Annotated in this window: 8 protein-coding genes; 1 reads left to right on the forward strand and 7 read right to left on the reverse strand. The window is 45.3% G+C overall.

All coding sequences use genetic code 11. The annotated features are described in order from the left end of the window. Positions 1-171: 171 nt before the first annotated feature. The gene (gene hpnC / locus VX941_07340) at positions 172-1,026 is read right to left on the reverse strand and encodes a squalene synthase HpnC (protein MEE2933224.1); all 855 of its coding nucleotides are present in this window, start codon (positions 1,024-1,026) and stop codon (positions 172-174) included. A 75-nt stretch (positions 1,027-1,101) separates the two neighbouring features. Here hpnC and ispG point away from each other — a divergent pair, with 75 nt between their 5' ends. Continuing rightward, the gene (gene ispG / locus VX941_07345) at positions 1,102-2,394 is read left to right on the forward strand and encodes a flavodoxin-dependent (E)-4-hydroxy-3-methylbut-2-enyl-diphosphate synthase (GenBank protein ID MEE2933225.1); all 1,293 of its coding nucleotides are present in this window, start codon (positions 1,102-1,104) and stop codon (positions 2,392-2,394) included. A 5-nt stretch (positions 2,395-2,399) separates the two neighbouring features. Here ispG and VX941_07350 read toward each other — a convergent pair whose 3' ends face one another. From VX941_07350 to VX941_07375, 6 genes are all read right to left on the reverse strand, one after another. Continuing rightward, complete coding sequence (locus VX941_07350; protein MEE2933226.1) at positions 2,400-2,870, reverse strand: MOSC domain-containing protein; 471 nt, start codon at positions 2,868-2,870, stop codon at positions 2,400-2,402. Positions 2,871-2,897: 27 nt separating this feature from the next. Beyond that, positions 2,898-4,133 carry an FAD-dependent oxidoreductase gene (locus VX941_07355; protein ID MEE2933227.1) on the reverse strand — a complete coding sequence of 412 codons (1,236 nt, stop codon included), beginning with the start codon at positions 4,131-4,133 and terminating at the stop codon, positions 2,898-2,900. 139 nt (positions 4,134-4,272) lie between these two features. Then, on the reverse strand, positions 4,273-6,102 hold the full coding sequence (locus tag VX941_07360; GenBank protein MEE2933228.1) for a thiamine pyrophosphate-dependent enzyme: 1,830 nt from the start codon (positions 6,100-6,102) through the stop codon (positions 4,273-4,275). Positions 6,103-6,132: 30 nt separating this feature from the next. Further along, positions 6,133-7,758, reverse strand: a complete 1,626-nt coding sequence (locus VX941_07365; GenBank protein MEE2933229.1) for a UbiD family decarboxylase — start codon at positions 7,756-7,758, stop codon at positions 6,133-6,135. A 103-nt stretch (positions 7,759-7,861) separates the two neighbouring features. After that, positions 7,862-9,922 (reverse strand): UbiD family decarboxylase, encoded by a 2,061-nt coding sequence (locus tag VX941_07370; GenBank protein ID MEE2933230.1) that lies wholly within the window; start codon positions 9,920-9,922, stop codon positions 7,862-7,864. 9 nt (positions 9,923-9,931) lie between these two features. Continuing rightward, a complete protein-coding gene (locus VX941_07375) occupies positions 9,932-11,626 on the reverse strand; it encodes a UbiD family decarboxylase (GenBank protein MEE2933231.1) in 1,695 nt (564 codons plus the stop codon). Positions 11,627-11,644 lie beyond the last annotated feature (18 nt).

Below are 11,644 nucleotides of genomic sequence, written 5' to 3' on the forward strand. Positions count from 1 at the left end.
GCGATCATTCGAAAGTCATCTCTTTTTTAGATCCTAGCAGATATTCAACGAAAATTACTAGCAGAGATCACTCTTAATGTTGGCCTCAAAATGAAGTATTTTTTTCTAGAAAAGGTTGGATGGTAGGGAGCGCAATGTGTTATCACGGAAAGCCTGTTCTCGCAATAATGGTCAACGATTTCTTAGCCCGGAAAAGAAACCAGAAAGGCAACAACTAAAAAATTGTATTTTATTTAACTCAACTCGGGATGCGATAGGATCATTTGCGCGCAATTTTTCAGATAATTTGCATGCAATTTTAATAATAGTCGCCGATTCCATGGCTAATCGTTTACTTTTCAACTTATTTGGTAAAGTTTTCGCTTCAATAAGAAGATCATCTGTAGCATCGAGGCATTTATCTAGCACGATCCGTAAGTTCGCAGATGTGTATTTATTATTAAGGGCATCGGGTGTTACTTTTTCTTGTGTTAGCCATTCTGTGGGAAGGTAAACACGATCCATAAATTTGTAATCATCCGAACAATCCTGAAGATGGTTGATAACCTGTAGTGCATTACAAAGAGCGTCGCTAGCAGGATACCCGGACGGTTCTTCTCCGTGGATGTCAAGCAGATACCGTCCAACGGGTGCTGCTGAATGATTGCAATAATCGATCAATTCACTCCAGTCTTCGTAGCGATTCTTTGTTGCGTCTTGCTTGAAGGCAATAATTAGATCGCAACAATGTTGATCAGTAACCCCACATTCAATGAGGCTTTTGCGAATTGCATGCCCCTTTTGAAAAGCTGGGTCATCGTTTTTCCCACGGACAGCATCCTCAAACCCCTCTAGTCTTTGGACTTTTTCGCTAGGCGTCAGTAGTGGGTTATCCGCAACATCATCAATAGCGCGAGCATATGCGTAGAATATTGCTACATGTGGACGCAGTGAGGCCGGAAGGAATATAGATCCGACCGGAAAATTTTCATCATTCGGTCCTTTACCTGACGGTGTTTCGGCTGTTGTCAAAGATGTATCTGTCATGGCACTTTTACTTAACATAAATTGTAATATGAGTATGATATCACCATTCTCAGAGCAAGACGTCAGTTTTAAAAAATGGATAGGGCAGGCACGATGTCGCCAAATACAGGATTAGCGCCCCGGCGCAAAAGCGCAGGAGTTAAGGTAGGCAATGTGATGGTTGGCGGTGACGCACCCGTCGTGGTGCAATCGATGACCAACACGGACACTGCAGATGCGGACAGTACGGCTCAGCAGGTAGCTGATTTGCATCGGGCCGGATCTGAGGTTGTAAGGATAACCGTAGATCGCGAGGATGCCGCAAAAGCGGTCCCTTACATTCGGGAGAAGCTCGATAATTGGGGCTTTGATGTCCCGCTTGTAGGAGATTTTCACTATATTGGGCATCAATTACTGACTAAATATCCGGATTGTGCAGAAGCTTTGGCAAAGTACCGTATTAACCCGGGCAATGTTGGCCGTCGTGCTAAGAAGGACAGTCAGTTTTCGACTATGATCGACGTGGCTTTGAAGTATGACCGTCCGGTTAGAATTGGAGTTAATCTGGGTAGCCTGGACGAAGAACTCCTTGTCAAGTTAATGGATGAGAACGCCAAGGCAGAACATCCCAAAGACGCTGCAGTTGTCACGCATGAGGCATTAGTTGAGTCCGCTTTGTCAAATGCGAAGCGAGCAGAAGAACTAGGTATGTCAAAGAACAAAATCATCCTCTCATGCAAGGTTAGTGAAGTTCAGGGAATGGTGGCTGCATATCAGAGCTTAGCGGCTCAATCTAACTACGCTCTTCATTTAGGGCTTACAGAGGCCGGGATGGGTTCCAAGGGGATCGTCAGCTCAACCGCAGCTTTGGCGGTGCTTCTCCAGCAAGGAATTGGTGATACCATACGCATTTCCCTTACACCTGAGCCGGGTGGTGATAGAACCGAAGAAGTAATAGTGGCACAAGAAGTGCTGCAAACAATGGGTTTAAGGTCTTTCATGCCATTGGTTACAGCATGTCCGGGTTGTGGTCGAACTACCAGTACAGTATTTCAGACTTTAGCCGCCAAAATTCAGGCATATATCAGAGAAAGAATGCCTGATTGGCGAAATACATATCCTGGCGTTGAGGAGTTAAACCTAGCTGTGATGGGCTGTATCGTTAACGGTCCTGGTGAAAGCAAAATGGCTGATATTGGTATCAGCTTGCCTGGCACGGGCGAACAGCCAGCAGCGCCTGTTTTTATTGATGGCAAAAAGGCGATGACACTACGTGGTCCTAACATTGCTGAAGAGTTTCAAGATTTGGTAGAAGAGTACATCCAAAATCGTTTCGGAAACAAAAATCATGACAATGCTAGAATAGCTAGTCGTCCAGCAGCGGAATAGGTGTTTTATTCTGCCAGGCTGATATTATTCGCTACTGTTATCTTTCCATCATTTAGTATTTCACATCTAACACCACCTTTGTCCCATAAAGCGGCTTTTAGCCCTGGCTTCCGGAGCTTGCCCTCGAGGTAGCCGCATGGCTGGCAGAGCCTATGCACTTTGAGTTCTACTGTGCCAATTGAGATAAATTTTCCGACAAGAGAATTTAGGCGTATTCCTTGAGAAATAACATTTCTGCGACATTGCTCCGGTAAGCAGCTGATGTCTGGAAAATGTTTTAGCGCCTCTAATTCTTCAATTTCGATAATAGTTAATTGCCTTCCCGGCTCAGATTTTTTTGAATACGTGCCTGTTCCTAATGCATAACGGTCTCCCTCTATTCCTTCACCGGCGAGACAGGATAGATGATCTGCTGAGATCATTTTGTCCCCTCCATTAGGGGTCGTGAAGAGGGAGATGACTTTTCCATTGATCATTTTAAAAAGTATCCTTTCTATCAATCACTAGGATTTGGCGCCTTTTAGTAGATCGCGAAGTGGAATGTCATCATCTTTTAAGTCAGACTCTGAAAACGGCAGTTGTGCGCTAATCATTCTACGTGCTACTCGCATATCCCGTTGACGATTGATTGAGAATGCCGATTTAATTACGCCACCTTCAACTTGGAATGCGGTGCAATCCCGTCCGTTGATGTCCCCCCGAATTATGAGATTATTCCATTTTTCCGTAAAACCAGCAATCTGCAGGTTTACATCAAACTGATCTGTCCACATCCATGGTACTTTATTGTAAGCCTTGAGCTCATTACACATCGTGCGAGCTGCTGCTAATGCTTGGTCCTGGGCGTTGAGCCATGCTTCAAGTCGAATGTGACGCCCAAGCATTGGATTAAAATGGTTTGTATTGTCTCCGGCTGCGAAGATATATGGGTTTGAAGTACGCGCGTACTCGTCCACCACGATGCCGTTATCTATCTTTAACTCGGCGCTTTCTGCAAGATTAGTTTCCGGTAAAATACCAATGCCAACTATTACAGCATCAGCAGTAATTTTTTCTCCAGAATTTGTGATCACTTCATTTACTTCATTTTTGCCAAAGAACTCTTTAATGCTTTGGTTCAATCTCACTGAGACATTATTGTCCGCATGAAGTTTTAAAAAAACATCTGATGCCTCGGCTGGGAGGGACCGCCCCATTAATCTTGAGCTGGCTTCAAATACAATAACCTCTGCTCCTCTCATGCGGGCACTGGCGGCAACCTCAAGTCCAATGAATCCTCCACCTACGACCAATATCCGTGCGCCTTCGTTGAGATTGCCCTCTACGGCGCGGCTATCTTCAATAGTCCTTAACGTTAGTATATTGTCTAATTCTGAGCCGGGGAGATCAAGCGTTTGTGGACGACCACCAGTGGTGAGTAACAGTTTGTCATAATGGATTGATTCACCATTATTTAACAGGACAAGTTTTGTCTCAGCATCAATGGACACAGCGGTCCTTTCAAGCAAGATATCAATATTTAGGTCATTGTAATAATCGGCATCACGAATTAATTGAAATTTACTGTCGTTTGGTGAATGCAGCAAATCTTTTGAAAGGGGGGGGCGTTCGTAAGGAAATGTTGCCTCCTCTCCGATTAATGTTACACGTCCTTCATGACCAAAGTTTCGAAATGATTGCACTGCCACGCCCCCAGCATGACCAGCACCTATGACTACAAAATGCTCCTCTTTTGACATATTAATTTAATCCTCTAAACGCCGAGATTATGTCTGGTGAATGAATAATCGGAAGGTGTAACGTCTTGCCGCAGGCAAACATAACGAAAAAAAAACACTAAACAACAAGATCTTAAAACACCACTCTGAATACCTTATATCAGTTTAACGCTGTACGAATATCAACCAAAACTACGCTACCATCAATAACTTCGAGCACTGCTTTTTTGAGTGTAGGCGCTATTTCTGTTGGTTTTTTAATCGGGCCGTGCGCTTTAGCTCCGTAGGCGCGTGCGATCATGGCGAAGTCAACATCTGGGTTGATCATTTTTTGACCTATCCATGCATTCTCTTCCGGACGTTTTCGTTCGTCCGCAAGTTTACGTTGATGTTCCTCGTCATTTCCAAAGGAAGTATTGTTATGAAGTATTATTAAGGCCGGAATGTTGTAGTGGGCAGCTGTCCACAGTGCTGCGGGATTCATAGTAAAATCCCCATCCCCCATGATCGCCACGGTAAATTTTCCCATGTCGCGAGCGGCGAGAGCTGAACCTATAACTCCACCAGGACCATAACCAACCCCACCACCGGCATTATTGCCGAGATAACGAGCACAACCATCGAACTGCCAAATTCCCTCATACCAGCTACGATAGTTACGGTTTGCAAGAATATAGTCTTTATCTTGAACGGCGTTATACACTTCATAGATTAACCGTGGAACCGAAATAGGATCGTTGTCAAAGTTATCTTCTAAGATTTTCCTTTGACGAGAACGAAGTGCTCTATGGCGTTTTGCGAGAGCTTTGGCACGCATTGCGGCTGTATCGATCCAATGTTCATTCTGGTTTGCTCGGGATTTAAGCTCGCCAAGTAATTGCTTTAAACCGTAGATAGGATCAGCGCATAAGTGCACATCAACTGGAGGCAAGGCGCCTCCAATAGCAGCCCACTTGTCTATTGAAAAATCATTAAGCGATAGGTCTATAATCTTTTTATTGTGCCCTTCAGCTTCAGTAACCATTACTCCGTAACCGCCCCCGCGAGCAGCACCGTAATTCCCAAGCATGTCGGCAATATCTTGGTTGTCTACGACCAGTATTAAATCCGCCTCACTTCGAACTTTAGTCTCCTTACTAGCACCAAATCCGCCAGTCATATTTTGTGGATGATCAGTGGCTAAATTGACTACATCTTTGCCTTCTTGGAACGCGGAACCTGTGAGCTCTACCAATTCTTTCAAAACATCAGTAGTGCCGGGTAAACGTCCGCAGCGTCCGCCCAATACCAAGGGTTTGTTTGCTCGAATGAATAAGTCGGCTGCTGTTTGTATACTTCCTTCCGGTGCTGCAATAGGAGGAATATCAGAGTAGCGGGGTAATGCCATATTAGGCATTTCCAGATCCTCATCGATCGTCGCCTCTTGCAATCCGGTATCTAGCGACAAATAACTTAGCCCCATTGGGGCTGTGCAAGCTAATCGATAGGCTTTTGCAAGTGAATTGAGGACTGCTTGTTGTGTGGGAGGCTCGTCGGTCCATTTGGTATATGGTTGCATAATTTGTGATTGATTATTCGCGCTATGGAGCCAGTCAATAAAGCGTCTTTCAGCCGGATCCATTGGCCCAGAGCCGCCAATAACGATCATCGGGATTCGATCGGCAAAGGCATTCCAAAATGACATAATGGCATGTTGAAGTCCCACTAAGTTGTGCAGTATTACGCAAGCAGGCTTGTTAGTAACCTTTGCGTAGCCATGTGCCATAGAAACAGCAATTTCTTCATGCGGGCAAAGAATCATCTCTGGCTTTTTATTGCCGCTGTAGTTTACTAACGAATCATGGAGGCCACGAAAGGTTGAGCCAGGGGTTAACGTAACGTAATCAAAACCCATCTCTCCAAGCATATCTGCCATAATGTCAGAACCGTATTGGGGGGCTATTTTTTTGTCGGGCAAATTGACGGGGATTTCTGAGGGGCGTTTCTTCATGTTAACGATCTTTCTGTCATTTTTATTATTTTAATCAAATTCGTCAGCGCGTATGGGTGTTTCTGGCAGAGAATTCGTTGTTATTCTCTGTTTGGTTATTTCACCATTTTTGAGATAATGACCATCAGCTGCTCGCTTAGCTGCTTGGTCCCAATTATCGCTCCAATCACCCAGCGTGTATCCGTGCCAGGGGCTCTCCGGCTTTAGTGAAGGCAAGCCTAGCCTTTCCCATAAACCTAGGGCATTTTCCATATATTCTTTTTTTGGTAGGGCTAAAGGAGGTAACGGCCCCTTCATGGTAGCATCTATTAATAACGCAGAGTCCTCTGATACCGATCGTGGCACGCGCGGTCCCTGTCCGTGGCTGCGATTATCCAAAATATGACAATCAATAGCAGGATTACAGCGGTAACCCATTGCCCAAAAAACCGCGTCACCGTTCTCAGGGTCAATATCATCATTGATAGCTATAATGAATTTTCCGACACCGCTTTGAAGCGCGGCACAGCCATAAAGAGCTCGCCAAATCTCAGTTGAGGGAGCTTCGCGCTCCATTTGTATAAAAACTATTTTCCGGAGATTGGTTAATGGCTCGTGAAGTGAAACCTTAATAACTCCATTAATTCCTAGATTATTTTTTAAATGATTAAGAAATAATGGTTCATAGGCAAGACGCTTTATCACAGAGCTTTCACTCGGTGTGACCTGACTAATAATTGATGGAATAACAGCGTTACGGCGCCGAGTAATTGCCGTCACTTGCATCGTCATATTGTAGCTTTCAAGCGCAACATAGCCGGCGCTTTCGCCAAAAGGTGCCTCTGGTTCCACGTGCTCGGTGGATATGAGACCTTCAACCACTAATTCTGACTCCGCAGGAACGTTTAATTCGATTGTCTTACATTTTGTAATGTTTATAGGTTCTCCAACGAGACCTCCCGCAATATCAACCTCATCAATGCCCATTTGTAGTTTTTGTGGTGACATAAAATTGACAGCGGGCGGGCACCCCACAACGATAGCGCACGGCATTGGTTCTTTTCGCTCTTTCCATTTTTTCCAATGGACATATCCTTCTGCTCCGCCTGGCCTAACGACCATCCGGACTGCAAGTCGGTCGGAAGCTTTCAGGCCTGCGCGATAGGTGCCCATATTTTGTGTGCCGGTTATGGGATCCTTTGTTATGCAGTTGGTTGCGGTCAGGTAGGGGGCGCAGTCAAATCCCGGCGTTGAAATGGGTATGGGCAGTGCGTCTAGGCCACAGCCATTGCCAAGTAGATCGTTACCGGTCAACACAATTTCATGACAAGGCGCATCTTCTATTAAACGAGGTTTCACCGGATTGGAAATTGCTCGTCCCCATGTTTCACCCACTTCATCCAGTTCACAACCTAATCCAATTCTGTATATCTCTGGATTTGTGGCCAGGGCTCCAACAATCACTGGGAGATCATACTTTCGTCCTAAGCTATCGATAATGTTAGTAAAAAGAAATGCCTTGCGATCCGCTTCAGCAATACCACCCCTAAATTGCCAACGTACCAGCGGATGCATCTCTGTGTCTTTATTTATAGGATCGTTAATTTCGATAAGTAACTTCGACGCTCGAAGCGTTTCGATGTGTTCGTGCAAGTCTGGGTAATTGCGTTGGCTCATTCTACCTTCCTCCCTGCAAGAATGTGACGCTTTCATGTTCGATATCATATGATTTTGGTGCTTGCAGTTCCTAAAATTTTTCAGCCAATCTTGAAAGTCCAATCTAATTGATTTCAGGACGAACTTGACGAAGTGGTGTTCCGGGTTTTAGACCCCTCTCGGTTTGTTGTGCGGTAAGCCTTCCATTTTCCGCATAATCTCCTTCGACAGCACGCCGAGCCATTTGTTCCCATCGGTCACTCCAGTCACCGAGATTGGGTCCATACCATGGTATTTCAGGACTGAGTGCAGGCAGTTCTAGTTCCTTCCAAATCTCCGCAGCTTTTTCCATAAATGGGCGCGTGGGGAGTGCTAAAGGTGGCATAACTTCTCCCTCCATGGTCGCGTCAATGAGTAGGCTTGAGCCTGAAGAAAATTCGAAAATTTCAGCGCCTGAGGCCTGTTTTACGTCTCCATATGTTATAATAGTGGAATCTAGCGTTGGATTACACCGGTAAGCAAATGCCCAAAAGATGGAATCAGGGTTGCAAGAGTCGATATCATCGTCGACTGCCACAACAAGCTTAATGTTCGTGTTTCGGAAATTAGCGGTTCCATTAAGAGCTCGCCATATCTCGGAGCGCAAAGACCCGCGGTCCATCGTTAATATTACAAAATGCGGGGTAGGCTCTGGCCCTCCTACAGCAACTTTTTTGATACCTTGAATGCCTAAATTATCTTGCAGATGCGAAAGAATTGTTGTTTTTCCGGCCTTCCTAATATTCAGGGATGGTCGACATGGAATTGCGCTATTGGCTGATTTTGATTTAATGGTGGCATCAATTAGCATCGTAGAATCGGTGCTACGATTACCCTTCGGTCCATGGCCTCCAGCTCGATGTTTTAATATGTGAATATCCTGTATTGGATTTGCACGTTGAGTGATTGACCACAAGATTTCATTGCCGTTGATTGGATCTATATCTTCGCTAACTGCTATCACATACTTTCCACAATCGGCACGGAAGTTAGATATTCCATAAAGAGCTCGCCAAATCTCTGTAGTTTTTGCTTCGCGGGCCATTCGAATGAAAGTAACTTTGCGTAAATTCGTCAAAGGTTCGTGAAGTGTAACGCTTTGGATACCTTGTATGCCAAGATTATCTCTTAGGTGAGCTAAAAACATTGGTTCATAGGCAACCTTCTTTATTACTGAACTTTCACTGGGAGTTACTTGGCTAATTATCGAGGCTAAAACCGGTTTCGTCTTGGAAGTGATTGCTGTCACGTGCATCTGCATGTTGAATTCTTCAAGCGCGATATGCCCATGGCTCTCACCAAATGGCGCTTCTGGTTCTAAGTAGTCGGTCTCCACAAATCCCTCTATAACCAATTCAGCATCGGCAGGGACCGTAAGATCGATGGTTTTGCATCTCACAATATGCATAGGTTCGCCGGCCAAACCTCCGGCGACCTCCATTTCATCCATATTTTTAGGTAATTTTTGAGGTCCAGTAAAAGCCACGTGTGGCGGTGCACCTATAACAAAAGCACAGGGCATTTTTTCACCGAGTTTTTTGTATTTGCACCAGTGTTCGTAACCACCAGCGCCACCAGTCCGACTGGCCATTCGAACACAAAGTCGATTGGATGATTTTAACCCAGCTCGATAGGTGCCCATATTCTGAATTCCTGTTTCTGGATCCTTAGTTATACAATTGGTTGCGGTGAAATATGGTGCGCAGTCATAACCAGGCGTCGAAATAGGTATCGGAAGTGCATCAAGCCCTTTTCCTTCCCCAACAAGTTCATCTCCTTTCCAGATAGTTTCCTGACATGGAGCAACATTTACTTCTATTGGAAGTATCGGGTTTGCAATGGCTTGTTCCCAATGTTTCCCTATCGAATCCAATTCGACATCCATACCGATTCGATAAACTTCCGGCGTAGTCGCTAAAGCACCCACCACAACCGGCATGCGATATCTTCTACCTTTACTGTCGACAACATTTTCGAAAAACCACGCTTTGCGCTCGTATTCGGGTATACCTCCTCTAAATTGCCAGCGAACTAACGGGTGCAGCTCCGTATCTTTGTTTATTGGCCGGCTTATTTTGCGCAGCAAGCCTGCACTCTCTAACCTTAATAAATGGTCCTGAAAATCGCTGTAATTGCGCTTTATCATAAATCCGTCCTATTTGTTGGACTCTGGAATACCGTCCCATTTAATTTCTTCATTAGGCTCCTCATCTCCGACACCGGGATTACCAATATTGAGTGTGCGCACTTCAGTATTCATTTCGACATCATTGCGGCGATATTTTGCGATAATTTTGCCTGTTTCCCAATAATCACTCCGCACAGCGCGACGTGCCATGATATCTAGTTCGGCATTCCATTCGCCAAGGTCATAGCCATACCATGGACGCTCTGGTTTTATCTCGGGCAGACCTAATTCATTCCAGATCTCTGCCGCTTTTTCCATGTATTGACGCTTCGGCAGGGCAACCGGTGGCAAGTCTTCCTTCAAAGTGGCGTCAATCAGTACAGCAGAATCCTCAGAGTCAATCATACTTCGAGGGCCATGGCCCTCGTGTTTGTGGGGCAACATATGAGTGTCTCGATGGGGTTTGCAGCGATATGACATAGCCCAAAAAATTGCATTTGCATCATCAGGGTCGATGTCCTCGTCTATGGCGACAACCCATTTTCCTTCTGCCATTCGGTGTGCGGCAGTAGCATAAAGTGCTCGCCAAACTTCCGTTCGAGCTGCTCCCTTTTTCATTATTATCAAAATCAGCTTGTGAAGAGACGTCAAAGGCTCGTGCGTTGAGACCCTTACGAGACCTTGTATGCCTACGGCGTCTCGTAGGTGCCCTAATAGCTTTGCCTCGTACGCTGGCCGTTTAATAGTAGCTGATTCGCTTGGTGTTACTTGGCTGACCCAAGAAGTAATCACTGCATTTTTCTTACGTGTAATTGCTGTAACATCCATAAAGCCATTGTATTCCTGCAAATTGACATGTCCGTGGCTCTCACCAAAAGGAGCCTCCGGCTCAAGCCATTCGGTACTAATGAAGCCCTCTACAACAACTTCAGCGTCGGCTGGCACAATTAGGTCTATCGTCTTTGCTTTCACCATATGTAATGGTGCATTTACTAGCCCACCCGAGACATGATGCTCATCAAGTCCATGAGGCAGCTTTTGTACTGAGGTAAAAGACACAATTGGCGGACAGCCGAGAACGACGGCACAAGGCATAGGCTCACCACGCTCTTTCCATTCGAGCCAATGTAGATACCCGCCTGTATGATGCTCAATTGAGGGGTTAAAACCTAATCGGTCTGGTGCTTTAAGTTGCGCGCGATAATTACCATTGTTGTATGACCCATCAACGGGGCTTTTTGTAATAAAGTGTGATGACGACATATAAGGGGCATTGTCCCAACCGGGGGTTGATATTGGGACCGGTATGGAATCTAATCCATGGCCGTCCAGAAGTTGTTCACCAATAAATACTTGTTCGTGGCAAGGCGCATCATTTGATTCTAGAGTGATTGGCGGAACTGGATTATTCATTGCATTAATCCACGTGGACCCTATCTCATCGATCTCACAACCCATGCCAGTTTTATAAATTTGTCTGCTCCCTGCGAGGCCGCAAACAAGAACTGGAATATCAAATTTCCGGCCTTTACTGTCCACAACATTGGTAAACAGCCATGCTTTTCGCTCTTTATCGCTGATGCCTCCCCTAAACTGCCAGCGTACTAAGGGATGCATTTCGGTATCTTTATTAATTTCTCTATCAATTTCAATGAGAAGGTCAGCCGAACGTAATGCCTCTATGTGATCGTGCAGGTCGGGATACTGACGTTTTGCACTCATTTTAAATTGCCCCCGTAT

The sequence above is a fragment of the Pseudomonadota bacterium genome (assembly GCA_036339585.1).
Lineage (GTDB): Bacteria > Pseudomonadota > Alphaproteobacteria > UBA8366 > UBA8366 > UBA8366.

What these genes read in the sequence shown, in the direction of transcription:
- VX941_07355 (MEE2933227.1), bottom strand. Translation starts at nt 4,133, where the DNA reads ATGTCAAAAGAGGAGCATTTTGTAGTCATAGGTGCTGGTCATGCTGGG.
- hpnC (MEE2933224.1), bottom strand. Translation starts at nt 1,026, where the DNA reads ATGACAGATACATCTTTGACAACAGCCGAAACACCGTCAGGTAAAGGA.
- VX941_07375 (MEE2933231.1), bottom strand. Translation starts at nt 11,626, where the DNA reads ATGAGTGCAAAACGTCAGTATCCCGACCTGCACGATCACATAGAGGCA.
- VX941_07370 (MEE2933230.1), bottom strand. Translation starts at nt 9,922, where the DNA reads ATGATAAAGCGCAATTACAGCGATTTTCAGGACCATTTATTAAGGTTA.
- ispG (MEE2933225.1), top strand. Translation starts at nt 1,102, where the DNA reads ATGGATAGGGCAGGCACGATGTCGCCAAATACAGGATTAGCGCCCCGG.
- VX941_07350 (MEE2933226.1), bottom strand. Translation starts at nt 2,870, where the DNA reads ATGATCAATGGAAAAGTCATCTCCCTCTTCACGACCCCTAATGGAGGG.
- VX941_07360 (MEE2933228.1), bottom strand. Translation starts at nt 6,102, where the DNA reads ATGAAGAAACGCCCCTCAGAAATCCCCGTCAATTTGCCCGACAAAAAA.
- VX941_07365 (MEE2933229.1), bottom strand. Translation starts at nt 7,758, where the DNA reads ATGAGCCAACGCAATTACCCAGACTTGCACGAACACATCGAAACGCTT.